We start from the raw sequence: 23,836 nt of genomic DNA on the forward strand, positions 1-23,836 counted from the left end.
GCGATCGCATTCCTCAAAATTACCGAAAGGTGATAACTTCGTTAAGCTGGGCTAAAGCACTTCCCCAACTACAATAAATGCGTAGCCCCCACTTAACTTACGCAACTTGTTGCGTAAGTTAAGTGGGTATTAATTTTTTCATTTACCTGTGTCACGAGGATTTAATTTGTTACACCTTCTAACTCTTCATCTGTTAACTCATACAATTGCCGTAACTTATCTAACTTATCTTCATCAGCTTGCCAGAAACCCCGTCCGTGCGCTTCTAACATTCTGCCCACAATATTGCGGAATGCTTCCGGATTTGCTTTGCGTAACTTCTCCGCCATCTCTGCATCTAGGGCGTAAGTATCCGCAGCTTGGTCATATACCCAATCATCAGTAAAATCCGCAGTACCGCCCCAACCGATTAACGCTGTCATGCGTTGGGAGATTTCAAACGCACCACCGGAACCTTGATTAGCCATTGCTTGCGCCCATTTGGGATTGACTAATTTCGTGCGGTACTCCATTCGCAGTAAATCATCTAAATTGCGGGGTGTGGTGTCTTTCGAGAAACTTTCCACAAAACTGGTTGTAATCTTCTTACCGCGCTGTTTTTCTGCGGCTTTCTTTAACCCACCAGTATTGGCATAATATTCTTGAATATCGGTAATGCCATATTCTACCGAATCAATTTCTTGGACAATGCGATCGCTTGTTTTCAATAAAGTATTTAACACTTCCGGCCTAGCCTGTCCTTTATCTTGTCTCCCATAGCTGAAAACATTGCGGCTTTGCCAAGTATTACCTAACTCTTCACCGGATTCCCAATTTCCATCAACAACTTGGTCATTTACCAAAGAACCGAAATCTCCGGCTGGGTTAGAAAATAATCTTGCAGAGACATTTTCTACACCTTGCGCCTTTAAAGCTAAAGCGTGTTTTCTAATAAAATTCTCTGCTTCCGATTCCTCAGCTTCCGCAGCCCGTTGAAATAAATCATCTAATAATTCGATGATATTCACAAAACTATCGCGGAAAATTCCTGAGAGATTTCCTAACACATCAATCCGGGGATGTCCCACCTCAGCTAAAGGTTTTAACTCATAACGAACAATTCTCCCCGTTCCCTCCTTTACAGGTTCAGCACCAACTAATTCTAATAAAATCCCCAAGGATTCACCCTTAGTTTTAATCGCATCTAAACCCCATAACATTACCGCCACAGTTTCCGGATATTTGCCATGTTCTTGTAAATGCTGGGCAATAATTTTTTGAGCAATTTCCCTACCTCTTTCATAAGCCGCAGGTGAAGGCATTCTATAAGGATCTAAAGCATGAATATTTCTCCCTGTAGGTAACACACCAGGCCCATCTCTTAATAAATCACCACCAGGTGCAGGCGGAATATATTCCCCATTCAAACCCCTTAATAAATTCGTCAACTCATCCGTAGATTGGCTCAACAAATCTCTGATTTCTTTTCCTTCATGTCCTTCTCTTCTTTGCGGTTCTTCCCCAAAATAAGCTTCTAAATACGCCGCCAATTTTTCCTCATCTGGTTCCTCACCCAGAGTATGTAAACCTGAAGAAAACAACCGACTTTCTAAAATCTGTAAATACTCATACAGCTTCACCAAATAGTCATCAAAAACATGGGCACTAAACATTCTCACATTTTCATAACTAAAAGCAATTCCCAACTTTTTCGCATCTTCCAAAGGACAATCTGCTTCTAAACCAGTGTCCACAATTTTTGTACAAATAGCTTCCTTCAAGGCGTAATTCTTTTGCGGATCTTCTCGATACTCAGAAATTAAATCTCTCAGCGTCAACAATTCCTTATACAAACCAGCACGACCATAAGGCGGGACATTATGGGAAATTAATACCCCATAACCGCGACGCTTTGCCAAAATTGATTCGGAAGGATTATTCGCCGCATATATATATAAATTAGGAATATCTCCCAACAAAATATCCGACCAAGAATAACCCGTATTACCTAAAGGAGAACCAGGTAACCATTCTACAGTTCCATGCATTCCAAAATGAACCACAGCATCAGCTTGAAACTCATTTTGTAACCATTTATAAAAAGCCGCGTATTGAGGATGGGGAGTTAAATCTCTCTCAAACATTAACCGCATCGGGTCGCCTTGTAAACCCAAAGGTGGCTGTACACCAATCCAGATATTTCCTAACTGTATGCCCCCAATTTGAAACTCATCACCATAAGTTTTAATTCCCGTCCCAGTCAGAGATTTCCATTGTTTTTCAATACGGGAAGTGCGGAGATATCCTAACCATTTTTCCAGAGTCTGTACATTTACAGTAGAACCCCCCCTAACCCCCCCGTAAACGGAGGGGGATATAACTCCCTCCCTGCTTGCGGAGAGAAGTTGCGTGCGGGGGTTCCCCCCGTTGAGCAAACTTCGGGGGAGGGTTGGGGTGGGGTTTTCATCTGCTTCCTTCACCCAGCGAATTAATTCTTCCCCATCATCCGGTAAATCTCCAACTGCATAGCCTTGTTTCTTCAATGCATCTAAAAACTTCAACAAACTACGCGGTACATTTAATAAAGCAGCCGTTCCCACAGCACCATAACCAGGAGGAAACCCATATAAAATAATCGCAATTTTTCTTGCCGATGCAGGTTTTTGCCGTAAATTAATCCAGCTTTTGACTCTACCAATTAATCGCTGTACTCGTTCAGGAACTAAATAAATATCTTCACCTACCAAACCACCAAGGGGAACCGTATCAATCGCCCCATCAAGTTCAGGTAAAGCGTATAACACCACACTTTGTAAACCACCAATACCTTGACGCGTCCAAGAATAAATATCTTGAATTAATAGTGGTGCTGCGACAAAATAAGGGACATTTTTCGCAGTCAAAATACGTTTAGCAACTTCTACTTGTCGCCCTGCTTCCATTGAACCAGCCGGGCCACCAACTAAAGGAAACCCAATTGTAGAGACTATCGCATCAACCTTTACCGCTTCTTTAGAAAGCGACGGAGTTTCAATATTACCTATTTGTCTTTGCTGAATTTCATAATCGGTTGTCATCCAATCTCTGACAGCCACATGTCCTTCTACACCATTGATAAAAATTGGTAAAGGAATTAACCCAGCAGCTTCAAAACGGCGAATTAGTTGGGGAATATATTGTTGTTTGGTAATAACATGTTTGCGATAAAGCAGAATTCCTACAACTGGATTGTTAACCTGGAATTTCTGCTGATACCATTCCAAATACGCCTTTGGTGATTCAAAAAATCCTTGATAATCTGGGTGCAATAACCCCATATTGGGAGTTTCTACAGGCGCAGGAATATCGCCAACTTTTAAGCCTAAATATTTTTCCGCTATTGTCCAAAATAGAGAAGCAACATTTTCAGGGCCGCCAGCATTCCAATAACCATAGATAATTAACCAGTTGCGTAAATCTTGCACTTTCTGCACTGGCACATATTTAAGTAATTTCGGCCCGACTTTTAAAAAGCTAATATAACCAGCGAGTTTATCTTCTTCTCTGCCGTTACTAAATTTATCTAGAATGAATTTTACAGGCTTAGGCATACCTTTAGGTTTATCGCCAATGGCAAAATCGCCCAGCTTGGTTAAACTCATCAATTCCAAAGCCGACTCAAACACCAAGCGGATGGGAATTTGGGAGATGCGATCGCGCAACCACAAAACCTGGTCATAATCAAATAGCAAGCTGCCAAAAAATACCTCAGCGTCTTGGAGTGCTGCTTCTACTTCCTGGCGCTTGGTGGTAATATCGCGATCGCTAAATACTCGAATGTCCAACTCAGAACAGCGAGAGTTAGCTAAAAAAGCTGCTTTTCTGTACAAGTCAGCGTTAAAGGATTCAAACCCAGCAATCAAGACGATGCGTTTCATGCAGTAAGCTACGAAATCTTTCTTTACTTACTTGGATCTTAAACGGGGTTGTAGGGTGATGGCAGAATATCTACCTCGAGGCGAGAGTTGAGGGACTTCCACCTAAAAAATATACTATCGCTTTCTGAGCATGGGGGCAGGGAGCAGGGGGAAAAGAGAATAATTCTCTGTGGTAGACTTGGTAATTGATTTTCTGGAAGTCCCTAATAATTCCGTTTCAGCAATCTGCTTAAGATATTAAACTTCTTGTCTAGTTCGCCAATAATATCCATAATCTCAATTAGGTTTCGCGGTGGTTGAGAAATCAGGGAATCCACAGCAATCAAGTTGGAGAAATTCACCCGAACCTCACCGGGACGTTCCGTTGTCCCATCCTGTTGATAAAATTTCACCCCTGCTAACTGCATAATCTTAATCACTTCTTGAGCAATAATGCCATAGCCAATGGTAGTGGGATGAATCCCATCTAAAGAAAACAAACCGCCTTGGGTTCGACCTTTTGGCCCAGCCAGAAAAAAGCGAGAATCTGGTACAGGGTTTAAAGCTTGTAACTCAGCAGGTAAAGGATAAGCACCGCCAAGTTCATCCCACCACACGGGTTTAGCTGCGGGGTCTTCTAAAAAACGCCGGGATGCTAACCTATCTAATAATCCCGCCGCTTCAAATAAATACCAATCTCTACCTTCCAGGCGAGCTTGACGCACAGCATCAGTTATATAGTCGTTATATTGGTCAATTGCACTGTCAATTGCCCTAGCTTCTGCTTCGGTAAGGTTTGGGTGTTTGTTAGGGTCAAAATCTTGATCCTGAATCCAGGGCAAAGTGTAGTAAGGAAAATAGCGAGAACCTTGCCTAACTTTGTGGTTTACCCCACGGGCAAAAGGTACAATCGTAATGTGGGGTACTGTACCAAAAATCACATGACGAGCGCGGATTTTTTTGACTTCAGCCACTAACTTATCAAGTTCGGCTTGAAAATGAATCGGTCGCCAAACAGTATATTTGTCATTAATATCCATATCCTCATAGCCAGTATCACTCCATGCGACATTAAACGTGAGAATACTGCCTAAAGCGTTATTAGCCCCAATCAACACAATCAGGGTTTCAATTCCTTCTGTATCTGGTGTACCTTCATCACCCAAGGCTGCGGCTGCTTGTACTGGTGAAAGTGCAACACCATTGTTATCCCGTGCTGAGTTAAGAGTGCGAATCGCCGCCCGTTCGTTGTGATTCTCCACAATCAACCGCAAAAAATCATCCTTGGGAGGGTTTTCTTTAATCACATTGATACAGATATCTGCATTCCGCGCAATCGTATTACGTAAATCCCAGCCATAAACTGCTAGGTTATGGTTAATACCTTGTTGAATCGGGAACAGCGAACCTGTACCACGCTCCCAATAATTTTCGTTAATATCTAACTGTTTACGTAAAAATAGAGCAGCCCCCACAAACTCTAGCGGGTTAATATTAGAACCAAATTGCTTCTCTAAGTCATTGGCTAGGCGTTCCAAGTTCAACGGTAATCCATCTTCTGGCCCCCCGTAGGTAGGGAAACGAAATTCCCCCCAACCCAATTCTTTAGCAATAATTACTGGATATGATAACTGCGTGTTAAATATTGCTCCACTCTGAAAACCCTGCGTAATTGAGTCACCCAATGTTACTAACCGATTTTTGGGAGTCCCAACTTTTGTAACTGTAACAGGAATACCCAGCGTTGGGTCTGTGACGGGTTTCCTTGGTTGTAACCGAACGACCACATCCGGCGGGGTTTTTGGGTCTAACATCGGACTTGGTATATTTGTCATAACTGTCTGTTGTCATAACTACTAAACTGAAGACAGAATACACAAGACAAGCAAATTAAACCAGTAGATATTTGTATAGGGAATGGGTAATGAGTAATTTCTCGATTTCCCCTGGCCCCTTCTCATGCATAGTAACCAATCTTAAATGAAATCGTAGTCACCTCTGCTTGAGGGAGATGTTACGTGAAAAAAAGTTTTGTTAAATTCCTGGAATCTATTATTCTCAAGTTGTTGTAGTGGAAAGCATTGAGTTTCCTTTGCGCTATTGCTATTTATTTTATGACTCTCGTTAGAGCCGTTTTAGGAACATTTATGTTATAGAATTTTTCTAGCTATGACGTTTTTTAGGATGTCAAATCTATTTTTCTCTATATGAAAGAATAAAAAAGGATGATTGAATGATGTTAAAAATTTAAGATTCAGTCAGCATTAAATAGGGTTTCATCTGCCAGTTAAAGTTAGCTAATACAAAACTTTTTCAGCTTTTTTAAAATTAGAAACTCTATTTTAAGCTAGGATAAATGATTTAAAGTAGGATAAAAATAAGTAGAGGAGAAAAACATGAAATTTGGTATTGATAGCGGACATAATTGCCCTCCAGATACCGGAGCTAGAGGTATAAAGGTTGAAGATAATTTAACATTAGATGTCGGCAATAGAGTTATCAACAAGCTAAAAGCTTTAGGGCATGAAGTTGTGGTTTGTAGACCAGATAGAGCCAGTTCAGTAACTGATTCACTGTCAAGAAGATGTGCTACAGCAAATTCTTCAAGAGTAGATATATATGTCTCTATTCACTTTAATTCCTTTAACGGACAAGCGAATGGGACAGAAGTATTTGCTGGTAGCGATACAAGCAGAAAAATCGCCAAACCAGTATTAGACGAAATTGTCAAATTAGGATTTTTTAATCGAGGGGTTAAAAGTGGTTCCCACTTATATGTCCTCAGAAATACAAATATGCCTGCAATTCTAGTTGAAGGTTGTTTTATTGATTCCCAAAAAGATATGAATCTTTTTGAACCAGAAGCGATGGCTAATGCCATTGTTAAAGGGTTAACAGGTAAATTACCAACTACTCCTGTAAATCCAGTACCAGATGAGGAAATGAATGTAGATACCACAGTTTTAAGGCTGCAAAAAACTTTAAATCAGCTAAAAATAACTGATACAAATGGTAAGCCTTTAAAAGAAGATGGTATATCAGGTAATTCTACAAGGTCTGCAGTCGCTAAATTTCAAAGAGTTGCAGGAGTTCCAGAAACAGGAACAGCTGATAAAGCTACATGGGATGCCATAAACCTCATATTAGCAAAACGGATCATTCGTCCAAATCATGCTGGTGGCCCAGTGATTAGGTATTTACAATACCGTTTGGGAGTAGATGTTGATGGTGTTTATGGGCCACAAACAGAGTCAATAGTTAAAAACTTCCAAAAGCAAAATAGTTTAGTTGCTGATGGAATTATTGGCCCTGCTAGCTGGCAAAAATTAATTGGTTAATTATCAGTAATTCATTACTCAGCGAGCCTAAGCACAAGGAGATTGTCAATCATTTAAAAATACTTAAATTATAATGATTGGCAATTTTAATATTTTATGCTCATATCGTCTTAAAAAATAGACTTCTTGTAAAAGTATCTGACACAAATCAGAACAAGTAAAAAGAGAAATTATATCCCTTCTTACTTTCCCTAACTTCTACAAGAAGTCTATGATTTTTTAATGAGGGGAAAATCATGGCTTTTAATGTCAATGTTCTGAAATTACCCGTGATCAAAGTTGGCTCAAACAGTGCTGTTGTGACTGCTTGGCAAAGCTTTCTCAAAGATGCTGAATTTCCTATTGGTGTTGTGGATGGTGACTTTGGCAAACAAACTGACCAAGCAACTCGTAGCTATCAACAGCGCAATGGTTTAACTGCTGATGGTGTTGTCGGGAATATGACCTATGCTAAAGCACTAAATCAAGGTTTAATTTTCAAACTTAACTTACCAGCTAATACATTACTCAGTTACCTAAATTTTGGTGAAGCCGAAGTTAAAGATTTACAAGCATCTTTAAATAAAACTGGGCAATTAAATCCACTGTTAAAAGCAGATGGAGACTTTGGTATTACTAGTAATAAAGGATTAGCTGAAGCATATAAAAAAAGAGACGTGCGCTGGCGTAGCGAATTAGAAGCAGCCTTAAGTGATGCAACTAAGCAAAAATTAGGACAAGATTTAACACCAGCTTTAGACATTTTGAATGGCTATGCCAAAATTCAGAGATTTTGCTTGAGTGGCGCGCATTGGATTGATAGTTTCCCTACTAGCAGATTGATTGCTGATTTAGCTTCCCCATTTCGCCAACGAGTAGAAGCGTTTCAAAAAGCGCTGATTGATGCGGGATGTCAAGTAATTGTTACCGCTACCCATCGTCCGAAAGAACGTGCTTACTTGATGCATTATGCAGCCAGAATTAACAGACAAGAGATAGCAGCTAAATTTGTTCCTCAAATGGCTGGAGTAAACATTGAATGGGAACATTACACCAATGCTGGTTCGGTACAAGCAGCAAAAGAGATGGTAGAAGCTTATGGAGTAGGCGGTAATCCTGTTTCTTTAAATTCTCGCCATATTCAAAGATTGGCCATTGATTGGAATGTTACCTGGAATGGCAAGATTAATATTAAAGATGCTAATGGAAAAACTGTCACTATCAGCGACCCAGCAAATGCTGCCCTCAACAGAAATTTATGGACAGTAGGGAGTAGCTACGGGGTGTATAAATTGAGTAATGACCCTCCGCATTGGTCAGTGGATGGGTATTAATTTGGTAGTGAGGGAGATGAGGGGGATGAGGGGGATGAGGGAGATGAGGGAGATGAGGGGGATGAGGGGGATGAGGGAGATGAGGAAGCAGTCTCAATTAAAAGATTTTACTGGCAACTGTGAAAATTGGAATGGGATTTTTACTCTTGTACAGACGCGATTAATCGCGTCTGTTGCAACTCATTACTCAGCACTTTGAATTCAGTCCAGTAGGGTGTGTTACGGCTGTGCAAGAATTTCGGAACTGTTAAGAGAGTGAGAATTAGCCGTAACGCACCATCTTTATTGAATAAAAATTTCTAACCTCGGTTACGTTCTAGTAGCAGCATCATCATTAAACTTAGCAAAACTTGTTCCTCTTCGCGATCGCTCATTTGATCCACAGCTTTAATCGTAAATTGGCGCGAAAGGAAAGACGGGATTTTCTCTAAACGCATCACAACCGTACCATCAGCCCGACTGACTAAATAGACTGGGTTAAATACATAACCTGTAAACATCCCCACAATGGGAATTTCTGCGAATAGCGCATCTGCAACCTTTACCCAGGGATTTTTCTCCTGAATGTTGAGATTGCTAGTCTCACCATCAAATATGTCATAACGTGCCCGCCAAAGCGATCGCAATCCCCGCCGTTTTACTCCCCCAATATCTCTACCGTTGCTATCTGTAAAGTTATAACGTGCCGAAAAATCAATAATTCGGTCAGCTTTAATGTAGTAAAGCGGTCGTGTACGTTCTACATCAGCAAAGATGGTAATTGCTTCTTTTAGCTTGAAGAGTTTCTGTTTGACGTAGAAAATCAAATTTCCCTGATTATCAACAATCGATATTTGCGGCGCTAAAGCCCAGAATTTGAAGGTAAGTTCTAAAGGGTACTGCATAGTTCAGTAAAAACATCAAGATTACTCACCTTATTTATCCCAGTTTTTGCAGTTAATCAATTGGGTTTGGGAATTGGTAATGAGTAATGAGTAATGAGTAATGAGTAAGGGGTAAGGGGTAAGGGGTAATGAGTAATGAGTAATGAGTAATGAGTAATGAGTAATGGGTAATTGGTGTTTCTCTACCTCATCCCCTTAATCCCCCTCATCTCCCTCATCTCCCTCATCCCCCTCATCTCCCTCATCCCCCTCATCTCCCTCATCCCCCTCATCTCCCTCATCTCCCTCATCCCCCCTCATCCCCAACCCCCAATCCCAAAAAAATTTCCCCACAGGGTGCATAAACTAATCGAGGTCAACCTATTGAGTAAGTGAAGGGGTTAAAGCCCAATACAAACAAACACTGAAAACTTTAGGAGAATGACTATGAAATTCCGTAACTTAACTGGTTCTTTGCTAACTGCTACCGCACTTTTGACCGCTACACTACCAGCTTTCGCCGGGCCTTTTGATGCACAGCCTGCTGGTATTTTCAAACCCGGTGTTCTCACTCCTGGGGTCAATGTTGGTAATGGTACTCCCAACAATTCTGCACCTAGCACACCTAGCAATCCAGTTGGGAATAGTGAAATTCAAGGATTGGGCGACCACCAATCTTGGGTTGACCCGAAAACTTTAGCAAATGACCCACGCGCTTTGTGTAGTGATGTGGGTTTAGGAAACAACACTCGCAGCAGTGCTAGCAAAGTAGCAATTGCAAACTCTAGCAGCACTCGCTCTAGTTCTTCTCGCAGTCATAATGATGGCGGTGGCGGTGGTGTTAGCTTCTTAGGTATTGGCGTGAGTGGTAGCGGTGCTAGCCAAGGTAGTCAGAATAACAGCGATTCTAAAGATATTCGCAATAACCGTAATGAAGAAAATAGCAGCAGTTCTTCGACAGTAGTGCAAGGTAAGAATTGCGATGCTTTTGTTAATTCTGCTGCAGCTAGAGATATGAATTACCAAGACAACCTGACTCGCCGTTATGAAATTAAAACAGGTCGTAGAGGACAGCAGGTAAATCAACTGTTAGACAACAAATAATACCAATTCGTAATTCGTAGTTTGTAATTCGTAATTTTGAATTGATTTTAAGGGACTTCCAAATAAAAAAATATCCCAGTATTTATTGTGGGGTGGACATCTTGTCCGCCCAGTTTATTTGGCGGGCAAGATGCCCGCCCCACAAGATGGAATAATTTATTTCTTGGAAATCCCTTACACCGGAGTTAGTACCCTGGCAATTTCTTTATTAATTTCTCAGGAGAAATTATGAAAAGTCCACCTGGAGCAAAAATTATTACTTTAAGTACAACTTTGTTGTTGTCTATATCATCTTTAGCCAGCGCTCAAACTCGAACAATTCAGAACTCGCAAATTCTGCCTTATATTTTGGATAACCCCAATGAAAACTCTTTGGTGAGGGTGCGCTGTGTTCCTATTTATGGGCAGGAAGGTGAGAGGAATCGACGTATTATTAGAGATACTCTCTTGCGACCAACTCAGAGCGAGCAAACAGTAACAATTGAAATTGAAGGGAGTTGTCGCAATGTGAGAATTAGCGTTCCTGAAAATGCAAAATTTTTCGATTTTCCTGTAAATAATTCCGATTTAGACAACTCCTGGCTAACTCGTCCCGGTTCTGGATGGTATTGGTTTCATCATCAGCGATAATTCTTGGGAGAAATAGGGGAAAAGGGGAAAGGCGAAAGGTGAAAGGTAATAAATTAACGGGGAACTTACTTTTTAGATGGATTATTTCAAGGATATTTGTCGGATTCAGAATTTGTCAAAATTGTCCAACAGGATTTGATTGATGGTCAACATCGCAATCCAAATAACCATCCAGCTTACTTTACAACAGCTTTCTTACATCATCCCGATGAACTGCAAGCTGAGATAGAAGCCGCTGGTTTAGATTATGAAATCACTTTAGCCATTGAAGGGCCAGGCTGGCTATTACAAAACTTTGATGAACATTGGCAGGATTTAAGCCGTCGTCACAGGCTTTTACAAGCTATTCGTTGGTTAGAAGCTGAACCTTCTACATTGGGTATGAGTGCCCATATTATAGCGATCGCTCGCAAATAATTGTAGACGCAACTAATAGCAGCAGGACTTTAGACAATTTACATTTTGTTATATAGTGAGGTTGATTCTTACCTGACTACATAATTTACATTTCATTCTGCAAATGAATATCACGCAATTATTTAACGTTGCCAATCTTTTCGTTTTACCTTTTTGGGCGTTGATGATTATGTTGCCTAATTGGAAAGTTACAAGGCGAATTATGGAATCATATTTACCCTTTGTACTTTTAGCAGGAGCATATTTATATTTATTTATCACTAGCATTACGCCAGAAAATGCTCAAGCTTTAGCCAATCCGCAATTAGCTGATATTGCTAAATTTTTTGCTGATGAAAAAGCTGCTGCTACAGGTTGGATTCACTTTTTGGTAATGGATTTATTTGTGGGACGCTGGATATATTGGGAAGGGCAAAAAACCGGAATTTGGACAATTCATTCTCTAGCACTTTGTTTATTTGCTGGCCCTTTAGGTGTGCTTTCTCATATTTTCACTGCTTGGATAACAAAAGCATTTTCGCCTAATTCCGCTACCGAAACAGCCACATCTTCTAGTAGTACATAAAAATTCCTGATTCCTGATTTAAAAATACTGTTCCCATCTTTGTATCTGCAAACAGCATTACGTTCATAATTAATTGGGAAATTCATGTAGTGGCGTGGCAAGACTAAAATAGGGCATAAAAAAACTCTTGTGGGACGGGTGAGACACCCATCCCACAAGAAAAATTATTGCACCAAATTAGCTGTGTCAGTGCAGTAGGATGCGTTAGCGATAGCGTAACGTATCCGCATGATCTGCTGATATTTTTACAAGCCCCGAAAATATTTTTTGCGTATCTTAACATAGGTAGTCTGTGCGAGTAATTTAGCTAAACGCATCTTAGTTAAACTTGGAATATTAGATGGCTGCTGAATTTTATGATCAAAAAACTCATTTAATTCATCTAAAATAACTTGCAACCGCTTAATAATATTTTCGTACCGATACTCTGTAAAAAACTGTTCGTTTAAAGTAGGTTTTACAGATGATGCAAGTAAATTCAATATCCGTTGAACATCAAATTCTCGAGAATATGCAGCAATTTTATAACAATTAAACCCAGGATCTAAATAATCTGATAACCCACCATTAACACTAGAAAATACTTGACAACCACAAGCTAAAGCCTCCATTGGTTGTAAGCCAAATCCTTCACTGACACGCTGTTGTGCCCAATATTCAGCAGAGTCATAAAGGTAAATCTTAGCCCGGTTAAATACACCCGGCAAATCTTCTACATAAGAATTAACTAGAAAAACATTACACTTTTTCTGTAATTCAGGAATTAAGTCTTTGATTAAATAGTCTGAAGATTTACGCGCCTGAACTAAAACATCTATATCGCGCTGTATATTTAAATTTTTAAATTCATCAGAAATTTGATTGGGTAAATAATAAATTAAAGAATTGGGACACTTTTGTCCCCAATATCCCATTGTATTACGACTCACGGTGATAATAGGAATACTCGGAGGCAGTTGGAAGTTGTAACCTGCACTGTGGGCATGATAAACAACGTTATATTGCTTAAGCTTGGTCACAAGTTTAGCTATATCAAATCCCCAACTAATTACAAAAATTACATCATCTAAATTTTTCTCCTTTAGCAAATCATCTATAAACAGTTTGCCTGTTTCTCGTTGACGGTAGGTGACAACTTCAGCACTACAAATCTGCTGCACCAGATTCACTGTTTTTAATTCTGCCCAAAGACCCCCGCAGGCAAATTTACCATCTGTTCCTGGTAGTAAGAAGTAAAGCTTTCTCATTATATAGTTCTCTTGAATGCATGAACTGATAACAATAATTCACTATCTTAGAGGTAAATCCGCCATTTTCAATTTCATTGATAAAGTAAAAATTAAATTTTGAAAGTATCAGGACTTACGCAAGCAAAATTTGTCATTGCGACCGGAACGAAGTGTAGGGAAGCAATCCCAGAATCTCAGGCGATTACGTCGCTGCGCTCGTAATGACGTAATTACGTGACTTTTGCGTAAGTCCTAAGTATGTTACGGCATTTGTAATGCTGAGTTTTTAATTAAATATTCACGTCCTAAATTACACAACGGAGGCATGAAATCTTTCTGCTCTAGCCCCTATTCCCTAACGCCTCTTTTCTAAATAGACGGATATTTGCTCAAGTTAGTTTATTCTTGCCAAGTCACTTTAATAAAGTGGGCTTCGCGTCCCCAAACATCGCGTTTACGAATAATATTTTCAATTTTGAGGTTAAAGGGGATCGCAGTTGTTAAATAGCGCTGTGCCATAAAACCTAAGTCTGGTGAGAGTTCCGCTGCTGTTGTAGCTGCTAGCCCTAAACCTATGAGTTGCTCAATTGGTCGAAACGGTAGCAGCAGATTTACACCTACAGCCAATCCAGCAGTTAAGAGCATGGCTACAGATAAATTTGTCCCGCATCGGGGATGTACAGCTAAATCCCATTCGCCATTGGTAAGGCGATGTAAAGCCAGGGTGACTGCGCGGCGTAAATCACTAATATTTACTTCTCCATACAGGTAAAATCCTTGTTCTGTAGACAAGCCGCCTAACAATTCGTTATCAACTTGCACAGTGTTGGCTTCTGTGCCATGAGTATAAACACTTTTTGATTCACTCAAAACCCAAACAGTAGCATGTTCTAAGGCGTGAACTTGTCGCAGCATCAAAATTTCTTTCAATCCCGGTATAAATGATAACTGCTTGATTAGTTCAGCATCTTGTGTAGGTTTAGGAAAGTTAGTAGACGCGGATGCGGAATTTTTGCCTACAAATGTGTTTTCTGTAACCTGCGAAACGTTGCCAGTAAAAGGTAGAGTCAAATCAAAGTTGAAAAAGTCAAAGGGAGAGGAGCCACTTTGAACAGAAGTAGAAGTATTCATAGCAACACTGCTCCCCAAAGTGATGGAGCAACATAGATTTCTTTCAAATGTAGCGCTTGAACTCAGCGATTATTGCTAATTTTTATTGAATTGGGGACTGGGGATTGGGGACTGGGGAATGGGGAATGGGGAATGGGGAATGGGGGAAATAAATCAATACAGTTCAGATAAGTTCATTAGTGATTGATTTGTCAGTTGTGTAAAAAGCTAGCTCAATTGGGGGATTCTCCCCCAAACCCCCGATTGGGGGACGGTTGCGTCCCCCAAACCCCCTCCAAAATTATTGTTGAGTTTTTTGTTGAGTAACTAGTTTTTGGGTTTTGTTGTCAATTAATTTTCTTAACTGAACTGTATTGGGAAATAAATCACTAATACCCAACACCAAACACCTAATATCAAATTATTCTTGCGATGGGCAAAAGGGAACTTTCCCGTCGGTAAAGTCACTAAAAACTCTACCGATATGGGAAAGTATCCCTTTTGAGGAGCATCAATAGCCCATCTTGAGAATCTGCTGAATTTCGACGCTGATTTTGGTAGAGGTTCACACTGGAATAACGGCGTGAAGAGGAGAACTCTCACTCAAGCGTCTAATTTGCCTAGGCTGTCAACCAAAAGAACTCGAACATGATCACGCAACAAATGTTGTCTGGAACAAACAGCATCAATCGCGTTCTGACTAGCAACTTGTCTAATCGTTATGGTTAGGCAGAGGACAGCAATTGACATCATTCAAACAAACTTTTCCCCACTGTAGTGCCCAGCGTACAAGAGCCACTCGATTTTCAGTCTGGGTTTTAGTGAGAATATTGCTGATATGGTTATCAACTGTGCGTTTGCTAATTTCCAGTTTCCCTGCAATCTCTTGGTTAGTTAAGCCAGCGGCCACTAAGTCGATAATTTGCAGTTCTCTGTCTGACAGACTAACAGGGGTCTGAGACTCGCCAGCAGCCATGACTTATTCTATCCTCCCTTGGTATATGTACTTAATCGCTCTTTCTAATTCTAGAAGATTCTTTTGTAGGCAGGCCTTTTCAGGGTCATTAGCATGATAATTTCCATAATTTCTTTTTAGTTATGAATCTTGGCCATGTAATTGAAAATACAAAAGTATTAATTAATACCAAATAATTAATTATCTCTCCTCCCTACTGATACTAAGAAATGTGGGTAACAAAAGCATATACATCTTAATCTGAGTAGCAAAAATTGCTATTTCATTGTATGAAGGACTGGCGACAGGGAGTGGAGATTATTGTAGATTTTATACTGGAAAATCTGACTCCAAAAATCGCAACCCTAAAATGAGATGAGTAATCCCCGTGTTTTGTGCCTCGGTGAAGTTTTGTTTGATTGTTTAGCCGATCAATTGGGGCTAAAGCTAGAAGAAGTTCAGTCTTGGACTCCTTACCCCGGAGGGGCACCAGCTAACGTAGCCTGTGCTTTAGTAAAGCTGGGGACACCAACTGGTTTTATTGGAGCTGTTGGTGAAGATGAACCAGGAAATACACTGGTAACACTCTTAAAAGATGTAGGTGTCGATACAACGGGAGTGCAACGCCATCCCACAGCGCCAACTAGACAAGTATATGTGGTTAGGGATTTAGCAGGCGATCGCTCTTTTGCAGGATTCGGTAAATATGATACCACTGAATTTGCCGATACTCGTCTGCAAGCAGAACAATTGCCGCGTTCTTTATTTCAAGAAGCAGATTTTCTGGTGTTAGGTACTTTGGAATTAGCTTATCCTGAAAGTGAAAAAGCAATTCACCGCGCCCTAGAATTGGCAGTGTACTACGACCTGAAAATTGTGCTGGATGTGAATTGGCGACCTGTATTTTGGCACGATGAGAATATTGCTCGCCAAAAAATAGCGGAATTATTTAAGCAAGTTGACTTTCTCAAACTTTCCAAAGAAGAAGCAGATTGGTTATTTGGTACACATGATGCCGGCGCAATCACTTATCGCCTAGATTCTGTAGAAGGAGTATTAATCACAGATGGCGAAAATGGTTGTGCCTATTGTTTGGCAGAGAACGAAGGCCGATTACCATCATTTTCTATCCCTGTAGTAGATACCACAGGTGCAGGGGATAGCTTTTTAGCAGGATTTATTCACCAACTACTTCAGCACGGTATCCAAGGTATGGGAAATGCAGAAACAGCAAAACGGATTGTTACCTATGCCAGCGCTGTAGGAGCATTAACCACCATTAAACCAGGCGCGATCGCATCCCAACCAACTGCGGCTGAAGTCGAAGCTTTTATTGGGTCTCATCAAATATAAGTTGGGCATGGGGCATGGGGCATTGGGTAATGGGTTATTTCTCTTTTATGCCTTTTGTCCCCCTTGCCCCGCAAACACTAAACACCAATTTTCAGAGAGATATCTTACATTTAGTCTTGACTCTTGACTCTTGACTCTTGACTTTGGACTCTTAACTAAATTTTTAGTTTTGCTAAACCTAAATAACGAATCCCTTCTGGGGAGACATCAAAACGGCAGGGTAAAACTTCTAAACCGAGTGCGATCGCATCCCGCAACAACTTACCATAAGTAGGATCTGTCATATCTCCTGGGGCAAACTCTGTACAATCGCTGCGATTAATAAAATACAACATTACTGCACGAGTTAGAGGTAATAGCGCCATTAGTTCTCGTAAGTGCTTTTGTCCCCTTGTGGTCTCGGTGTCCGGAAATAGTGCTAATCTCCCCTCAGCGAATGTGGTATTTTTCACCTCTAAATAAATTGGGCGTTCTTGGTCGCTTCCTGTCAAGAAGAAATCTACACGGCTTTTTTTATCTTGACCATAAACCACCTCGCCTTTGATGTGGTTATAGTCACCTAATTCAGGAAAAAGATGTTTTGCTAAAGCTAACTTAACTACCCGATTTGGCAACGCCGTATTCACGCCTACCCAAGTCGGTTCATTGTCATGCACCTGAATTAATTCTAGAGTGTAGGCTAGTTTGCGCTTAGGATTATCACTGAGGGAAAGTTGTACTAAACTGCCAATAGTTGATACTCCAGTCATTGGCCCTGTATTGGGACAATGTGCGGTTACCACCTCCCCAGAAGCAAGTTCAACATCAGCAAAAAAGCGCTTGTAGCGCTTGAGTAAAATACCTGGATAAAGAGGTGGGTAGTTATAAAGCCAATCAATCATTTAAGTGATGCGTCATCAATATATGAAAAATGCACAGGCGAAAAAATTTGTCTGAGTTTGCTTTTAGCAAGCTCTAAATTTTAATTTTTTCTTTATAATTTGCCTCTCATCAATATACTTTGATTTGGCTATATTTGAACTCTCTGAGGCTGGTGATTGCACTTGTTTTATAGAAATTAGAGTCAGCTATTCACGCCAGGTTTTGGCACAACCCAACATTAAAATCTGTCTTTCCCATGCCCCATGCCCATTTTCAAGACAGCAATTCTTGACGTGCCTCAACTTACTGCCTGAAGTTAGTCAGTTATACTGCTATGACCAAAGCCACCTGTAATAAATATTTCAATGTTTAGGGTTAGTTAGTCAGTCAATCGCTGAAAACAACTATGTAATTTTTGGTACTGACACGCCTAAGGAATAATAAATATACTTGAATTCTGCTCTAGTACTGCTAGGGGTAGATTTTATTCAAAGTCATGCTTCTATATCATTAATTGACAATTTATGTAGTTATTTTTACGACAATTTAATAAAAAGTAGCATAACATAGATATTATCAGCCTCCTTAGAGAAAGAAGCAGGAGGATTGTAAAGTGCAAGTAGGTAAATCCTATGCAAAAAGTTTGGGGAATTACGGAATTAGAATATGCTTTTCTGTTTACCGTTAGAAAAGTAAATTCTATTAATTTAGAAGGGTTTAAACCATTTTTTAACGATATGCCTATTGATCCTTATATCAAAGGCAACTATCGCTCTAGAAGATTATCTCGGTTTACTGTTGCTGAGGATAAATTAATTAAATTACCTCATGGTCATCTCTTCCAGAGTAAGAACTACAATCCTTTATTAGGAGACATTAAAAGAGAGTTTGCAGAATTAGATGATGCACTCACAGAACTTGATATATTTAAAAACCTGGTTTTAGCATTTACTGATTCTTGTAAGCTTCACCCAGAAGCAGAAATAGGAGTACACCAAATTAGAACTACCTGTTCACCAGATAATTTGGGTAATCCAGCACCGGAAGGAATTCATCAGGATGGAACTGACTTTATCGGTATTTTCTCTGTGGCTAGAGATAATATTGTTGGCGGAGAAACACATTTATATACTGCCAAGAAAGAAAAACCTATTTTTAACAAAATTTTGCATCCTGGAGAACTTTTATTAGTCAACGATCATGAGTTTTACCACTTTACTACTCCTATTAAACCGGAGATGCCAGCCCCAGGCACAAGAGATGTGTTTGTGCTGACTTCTCCTAGTTTGCTGATTGAGTAGCTAAAAAGGTAATTGTTAATAAACTTGGGTTTGTAGATTGTCAATGTAGGCGTAATTACAAGGAAATAAGTTAGAGTTAGCTCTCTCACTTTTTAAATAAGTGGGAGAGGTGAACTACCTACACTGATGCTTCGCATACAGTGTAGGCTTCCTGTCCAGCAGAAAGCGCAGTAGTAGATTTCTTGCGTCCTCTATTACTCCGACTTACATCTGGGCAACAGGCTTTATCCCCCGTTCCAGAGGTCAAAATTCGTAGTCCCTCATCTCTGAGGTTAATAGCTGCGTTCACATCCCTGTCATGTCTAGTTTGGCAGTTTTCACAAGTCCAGAATCTTACATCTAGCGGCAAACTGCCAACCTGATTAAGACACACATGGCAGGTTTTTGAACTGGGAAAGAATCTATCAACCTCTTGATATATCTTCCCCTCCATTTCTGCCTTGTATTTCAGCATGGTGCAAAACATACCCCACCCTACTTGATGGATGGATTTTGCTAGTTTATGGTTTTGCATCATGCCTTTAACATTAAGATTTTCCACAACAATAACTTGGTTTTCGTTAACTATCCTACGAGATAGCTTGTGCAGAAAATCCTCACGGCAGTTAGTGATTTTTCTATAGACTCTAGCAACTTTTTTTCTAGATTTAATTCGATTCTGAGAACCTTTCTGCTTCCTAGATAATTGCTGCTGCTTAAGTTTTAGATTCTTCTCATGCTTGCTGAGTATTCTAGGATTGTCAAATTTTGACCCATCACTGGTAATAGCAAAGTGAGTTAGCCCCAGATCAATACCTATTGCTTTACCATCTGTGATTGATTCTGGTTTGTCTTTACCATCATCAAATAGAATAGCTGCAAAGTATTGATTAGAACAGTTCTTGGATATAGTTACAGTTTTAACTTTTCCCTCAATAGGTCTGTGAATCATTGCTGATACATCCCCTATTTTTGGGAGACTTACATAACTATCAGCGACTTTGACGTTTTGAGGATACTGTATTGACTGCTTACCATGCTTTGATTTGAATCTTGGGTATTTAGCTCTTTTTTCAAAGAAATTATTGAAGGCTACACCCAAATTTAAGCAGACTTGCTGCAAACATTGTGAATATGTCGAAGTTAGCCATTCATACTCTTTCTTTAACTGGGGAATTATCTTTTTTACTGCGTAGCCAGATAAACCCTTACCAGTTTCCTTGTATGTTTGGTTCATCAAATTCAGGCAGTAATTCCAAAGCCAACGACAACAGCCAAAAGCTTGCTCTAGAGACTGCTGTTGATGAGCATCTGGATATAACCTGACTTTGACAACCTTAAGCATTTTAGATTGAAATCAATTTACTATAAAACAGCATAGCATAAGATTTGCTCGTTTCCTCCATGTCTTTCTCCCTGTTTCCCCTGCGGGGAAATTTGGTCAAAAGACTGTCGTCAACTCACGCGCAATTCATCCCACGCTGCACTTCGTGTCAGACGTGGGATGAATTGCTGTTCAAGCTAACTTTTGAAGAATACTTGCGGAAAATACTAAAATAAGTCCGCGATTTACCCAAATGAGTAAGCAATATAGCTTTTTACTTGCGGAAAACACCAAAATGAGTAAGCGATATGGCTTTTTGAGTAGGTGAAATGGTATTTTGCTTGCGGAAAACACAATAACGAGAAAGCAAAAAGGCATAATCAGAAGGTAAAATGGCTTTTTGCTTACTTAAAACATAAAAATGAGTACTTGATTTCGATAAATGAGCAAGCGATCGCTATTTTTGTTTACTAAAAATATAAAAATGAATACTCAATATGTGTAAATGATGAAAAACTCCATCCCCTTGTGGATGGAGTTTTTGGGCATTGGGAATTGGGGATGGGGGAGACAGTGCAGTTTTGGGGTTTCCCCAAGTGCAGTGGTGTCAACTTAACGTGAAACCCGCTCTTGTGCAAGGTTTCGCCCTCACCCCCAGCCCCTCTCCCGCAGGGAGAAGGGAGCAAGAGATTTAGTTCCCCTTCTCCCTGCGGGAGAAGGGGTTAGGGGATGAGGGCGCGAGGTATTTGTACAACGCCCGCCCTATATAGCTTTTAGCTTAAGTTGACACCAATGCCCCAAGTGGAGGAACTGCCATCATGGGGAAGAGATCACCAAGGCTAGGAATAAAATAGCGTGAGAAATAAGTTAGAGTCACGGTGAATACTTATGTATTCATCAACTAACTGAGTTCAGTTCATCAACGCCATGAGTGACGAATTTTATTACCGAGGGTTGGAAAAAGCTAGACAAAAAGACTACGCTGGAGCCATTGAGGAATTTAATCGTGCTTTGCAAGCTACGCCTTTCTTTCCTGAAGCTTACTTGCAAAGGGGGCTAGCATATTATGACTCCGGGGTAATTCTACAAGCCGTTTCCGATTACACTGAGGCTTTGAAGCAAAATCCCCAAAGTTTAGCAGCATACTATTCTCGCGCCTTGGCTAGGGTGGCGTTGAAAAATTTGCCGGGTGCGTTAGAAGATGTAGAATCTGCTATTCGTCTCAATTATAATTATGCGGCTGCTCATAGCTTGCGGGGGATGGTGCGGCGGAAACAGGGATATATTCAAGATGCGATCGCTAATTTTAAAAAAGCGGCAGAATTATATCTAGCGCAGAAAGACACAGAAAATTGTCGTCTGTGTTTGGAAAGAATCAAAGAACTACAACCACCAGAAAAAGCCCCTACTTTATCGCAAAAACCACCGAATATCACCATTAAATCAGAAAAAGATTATTTTAAACAATTATTAGATAAGGCAGAAAAGGGAGACACCCGCGAAGCCATTGAAGATTTAAACTGGGTGTTGCAAGCCGATCCGCAAGATGCACAGGCTTACTGCTGTCGTGGTGTAGTGCGGTGCAAAATGGGTAACTATCAAGAAGCGATCGCGGATTTTAACCAAGCATTGCGGCTGGATTTTCACGATGCAATTGTCTACCGCAATCGGGGGAAAGCACGTTATTTACTAGCTGATTATCAAGGTGCGATCGCGGATTTTAACCAAGCGCTAAAAATTCAACCGCAAGATGCTTTAGTTTTTGTGGCTAGGGGTAATGCATATCGTGCCATGAGCAATTATTTAGGTGCAATTCAAGACTACAGCCAAGCGATATCAATTAATCCCGATGATGCCCAAGCTTATTATAATCGCGGCATTACTCATACTTTATTAGAAGAGATGTTAGCAGCTAGGGATGATTATCAAAAAGCCATCAGTATTTTTTTAGAAAAAGAAGATTGGGATAACTATCACCAAGTTTTAAATAGTCTCAACAAAATTCAAAAATCTCTACCAGAAAACCACAACCAGAAATATAACTTGTTACGTCAGCGTTTGTTACGCATGGTTGGGGGACAGTGGGAGATTGCTCAACGCTTAATTGAGCAGAAAAAAGATTATTATCCGCAAATGCCAGAAGAGTGGTATTTACAAAAAGTGATTGCTGATTTAGAGCGCGATCGCAATAATTAAAATAATTCGTAATTCGTAGAGTCGTTGACATTACTAGGACTTACGAAACGCCGATAATATCATTGCGAACACTTCGTTCTGCTCGCAATGACATATTATACCAATTTGAAAAAAGAATGCGACAGATTGTAGGGGCACGGGCAATGCCCATTGGTGTCAACTGAAGCTAAAAGCTATATAGGGCGGGCGTTGTACAAATACCTCGCGCCCTCATCCCCTAACCCCTTCTCCCCCTGGAGTTGGGGAACTAAATCTCTTGCTCCCCTCACCCTGTGGGAGAGGGGCTGGGGGTGAGGGCGAAACCTTGCACAAGAGCGGGTTTGACGCTATGCCACCAAATAATAACGACGAATATCTGCTGGTGCAGCCACCAAACTTTGCAGTTTTGCGGCTGCTGCTTGCAAATGGGCTGAATTTAAATGAGTATCCAAAGCATCATTAGAAGCCCATTCTTCTACAAAAGTGAAATCTGTTGGATCGTTCTGGTTTTGCAAGAGTTCATACTTAATAGCACCTGCTTCTTGTCTGGTTGGTTCAATTAATTCCAGCAGAACCGCTTTAATTTCTTCTACTTTGTCAGGTAAAGCAGTTACATGGGCAACAACGCGAATAGTTTGGGTAGTCATTTGATGTTGGGTATTGGGTGTGTGGTGTTTGCTGTTTGGGGTTTAGGGTTTGTGATTTTTTGTTTATCCCCTCTTCTTCCCCCACTTATCATATGCTCAGTAACTATGTAGCGAAAGATGTATTCTAGTATCTCAATATAATTACGGGCTGCTGTGGGCGAAGATGCCCAAGTTGTCACACCATGATCTCGAATTAGGAGGGCTGGTATTTGCACAGAATTAGCTGTAAAGCGCTGTTGAATATCTGAAGCAATACGTGCAACTTGTAAATGATTGGCAAATATGGGTAAGAAGCAACAGGGATTTTCTTGGTAAACTCCCAACCCTTTCAGCATTTCTAATGGCGGTAAGGGGAGATGATCTTCTAAGACAAAACGGGAAACTAAATTAGACTCAACAGAATGGATATGGTAACAGGCTTGTGCTTCTGGGAAGAGAGTATAGATGATTTGGTGAATAGCAGTTTCCGCTGAAGGCTGTAAATCTGCTGAGGCTTTTTCTAAACTACCATCTGAATAAACACGCACAAAATCGCTGGCTAATAATTCTCCTTTAGACTTACCGCTAGCTGTAATCAAGAAGCTATCATCGGGGAGGCGAATCGAAAGATTACCAGCTGTGCCCACCATCCAACCTTGTTGGTAAAAGCTACGGGCAGTATCAATGAGTTGAATACAGGCATCGTCTATGATTTGGCTAGTCATAGAATAGGATTAAGTAAGTCGGTGGGAAAAAACAAAACTAAGTTAAGAAAGATAAACAAGGCTATAACCCTCTTCCCTCCTGCCTCCTGCCTT

19 protein-coding genes are annotated in these 23,836 nt (G+C 40.4%); 9 read left to right on the top strand and 10 right to left on the bottom strand.

Going from position 1 to position 23,836, the window contains the following annotated elements:
- Positions 1 to 161 precede the first annotated feature (161 nt).
- Both bchH and HG267_RS05410 read right to left on the bottom strand, forming a co-directional pair.
- Positions 162 to 3,896 carry a magnesium chelatase subunit H gene (gene bchH / locus HG267_RS05405; RefSeq protein ID WP_096621556.1) on the bottom strand — a complete coding sequence of 1,245 codons (3,735 nt, stop codon included), beginning with the start codon at positions 3,894 to 3,896 and terminating at the stop codon, positions 162 to 164.
- Positions 3,897 to 4,099: 203 nt separating this feature from the next.
- On the bottom strand, positions 4,100 to 5,710 hold the full coding sequence (locus HG267_RS05410; RefSeq protein WP_045870580.1) for a hypothetical protein: 1,611 nt from the start codon (positions 5,708 to 5,710) through the stop codon (positions 4,100 to 4,102).
- Positions 5,711 to 6,271: 561 nt separating this feature from the next.
- Between HG267_RS05410 and HG267_RS05415 the strand changes: the two genes are divergently transcribed.
- A complete protein-coding gene (locus tag HG267_RS05415) occupies positions 6,272 to 7,213 on the top strand; it encodes an N-acetylmuramoyl-L-alanine amidase (protein WP_045870579.1) in 942 nt (313 codons plus the stop codon).
- Positions 7,214 to 7,449: 236 nt separating this feature from the next.
- A complete protein-coding gene (locus tag HG267_RS05420; protein WP_045870578.1) occupies positions 7,450 to 8,526 on the top strand; it encodes a peptidoglycan-binding domain-containing protein in 1,077 nt (358 codons plus the stop codon).
- 299 nt (positions 8,527 to 8,825) lie between these two features.
- On the opposite strand, the gene HG267_RS05425 is transcribed toward HG267_RS05420, so the two are convergent.
- Positions 8,826 to 9,410: a hypothetical protein gene (locus tag HG267_RS05425; protein WP_045870576.1), complete on the bottom strand. Its 585-nt coding sequence runs from the start codon at positions 9,408 to 9,410 to the stop codon at positions 8,826 to 8,828.
- A 426-nt stretch (positions 9,411 to 9,836) separates the two neighbouring features.
- On the opposite strand from HG267_RS05425, the gene HG267_RS05430 reads away from it, so the two are divergent.
- The 4 genes from HG267_RS05430 to HG267_RS05445 all read left to right on the top strand — a co-directional run bounded on the left by HG267_RS05430 (position 9,837) and on the right by HG267_RS05445 (position 12,105).
- Positions 9,837 to 10,493 (top strand): hypothetical protein, encoded by a 657-nt coding sequence (locus tag HG267_RS05430; protein ID WP_045870575.1) that lies wholly within the window; start codon positions 9,837 to 9,839, stop codon positions 10,491 to 10,493.
- 228 nt (positions 10,494 to 10,721) lie between these two features.
- Positions 10,722 to 11,123, top strand: coding sequence for a hypothetical protein (locus HG267_RS05435; protein WP_045870574.1), 402 nt, complete (start codon positions 10,722 to 10,724; stop codon positions 11,121 to 11,123).
- A 96-nt stretch (positions 11,124 to 11,219) separates the two neighbouring features.
- A complete protein-coding gene (locus HG267_RS05440; protein WP_052335199.1) occupies positions 11,220 to 11,540 on the top strand; it encodes a hypothetical protein in 321 nt (106 codons plus the stop codon).
- Between the two features lie 103 nt (positions 11,541 to 11,643).
- Positions 11,644 to 12,105, top strand: a complete 462-nt coding sequence (locus tag HG267_RS05445; RefSeq protein ID WP_045870573.1) for an ABA4-like family protein — start codon at positions 11,644 to 11,646, stop codon at positions 12,103 to 12,105.
- 245 nt (positions 12,106 to 12,350) lie between these two features.
- Here the strand turns inward: HG267_RS05445 and HG267_RS05450 are convergent, their stop codons facing one another.
- From HG267_RS05450 to HG267_RS05460, 3 genes are all read right to left on the bottom strand, one after another.
- Positions 12,351 to 13,352, bottom strand: a complete 1,002-nt coding sequence (locus HG267_RS05450) for a glycosyltransferase (RefSeq protein WP_045870572.1) — start codon at positions 13,350 to 13,352, stop codon at positions 12,351 to 12,353.
- A gap of 381 nt (positions 13,353 to 13,733) precedes the next feature.
- Positions 13,734 to 14,465, bottom strand: a complete 732-nt coding sequence (locus tag HG267_RS05455) for a DUF6391 domain-containing protein (RefSeq protein WP_045870571.1) — start codon at positions 14,463 to 14,465, stop codon at positions 13,734 to 13,736.
- A 691-nt stretch (positions 14,466 to 15,156) separates the two neighbouring features.
- On the bottom strand, positions 15,157 to 15,420 hold the full coding sequence (locus HG267_RS05460) for a helix-turn-helix domain-containing protein (protein WP_045870570.1): 264 nt from the start codon (positions 15,418 to 15,420) through the stop codon (positions 15,157 to 15,159).
- Positions 15,421 to 15,774: 354 nt separating this feature from the next.
- Between HG267_RS05460 and HG267_RS05465 the strand changes: the two genes are divergently transcribed.
- Positions 15,775 to 16,752: a carbohydrate kinase family protein gene (locus tag HG267_RS05465; RefSeq protein ID WP_045870569.1), complete on the top strand. Its 978-nt coding sequence runs from the start codon at positions 15,775 to 15,777 to the stop codon at positions 16,750 to 16,752.
- 155 nt (positions 16,753 to 16,907) lie between these two features.
- On the opposite strand, the gene sfsA is transcribed toward HG267_RS05465, so the two are convergent.
- Positions 16,908 to 17,633: a DNA/RNA nuclease SfsA gene (gene sfsA, locus HG267_RS05470; protein ID WP_045870568.1), complete on the bottom strand. Its 726-nt coding sequence runs from the start codon at positions 17,631 to 17,633 to the stop codon at positions 16,908 to 16,910.
- 612 nt (positions 17,634 to 18,245) lie between these two features.
- Here sfsA and HG267_RS05475 point away from each other — a divergent pair.
- On the top strand, positions 18,246 to 18,914 hold the full coding sequence (locus HG267_RS05475) for a 2OG-Fe dioxygenase family protein (protein ID WP_045870567.1): 669 nt from the start codon (positions 18,246 to 18,248) through the stop codon (positions 18,912 to 18,914).
- 118 nt (positions 18,915 to 19,032) lie between these two features.
- Here HG267_RS05475 and HG267_RS05480 read toward each other — a convergent pair whose 3' ends face one another.
- On the bottom strand, positions 19,033 to 20,238 hold the full coding sequence (locus tag HG267_RS05480; protein WP_045870566.1) for an RNA-guided endonuclease InsQ/TnpB family protein: 1,206 nt from the start codon (positions 20,236 to 20,238) through the stop codon (positions 19,033 to 19,035).
- A 906-nt stretch (positions 20,239 to 21,144) separates the two neighbouring features.
- Here HG267_RS05480 and HG267_RS05485 point away from each other — a divergent pair.
- Positions 21,145 to 22,413, top strand: a complete 1,269-nt coding sequence (locus tag HG267_RS05485) for a tetratricopeptide repeat protein (protein WP_045870565.1) — start codon at positions 21,145 to 21,147, stop codon at positions 22,411 to 22,413.
- A 326-nt stretch (positions 22,414 to 22,739) separates the two neighbouring features.
- On the opposite strand, the gene HG267_RS05490 is transcribed toward HG267_RS05485, so the two are convergent.
- Together HG267_RS05490 and mtnB are read right to left on the bottom strand one after the other, a co-directional pair.
- Complete coding sequence (locus tag HG267_RS05490) at positions 22,740 to 23,039, bottom strand: putative quinol monooxygenase (RefSeq protein ID WP_045870564.1); 300 nt, start codon at positions 23,037 to 23,039, stop codon at positions 22,740 to 22,742.
- A complete protein-coding gene (gene mtnB, locus HG267_RS05495; RefSeq protein WP_081584017.1) occupies positions 23,036 to 23,743 on the bottom strand; it encodes a methylthioribulose 1-phosphate dehydratase in 708 nt (235 codons plus the stop codon). The genes HG267_RS05490 and mtnB overlap by 4 nt, the downstream gene beginning before the upstream one ends.
- Positions 23,744 to 23,836 lie beyond the last annotated feature (93 nt).

The sequence above is a fragment of the Tolypothrix sp. PCC 7601 genome, assembly GCF_025677855.1.
In the GTDB taxonomy this organism is placed as follows: domain Bacteria; phylum Cyanobacteriota; class Cyanobacteriia; order Cyanobacteriales; family Nostocaceae; genus Aulosira; species Aulosira diplosiphon.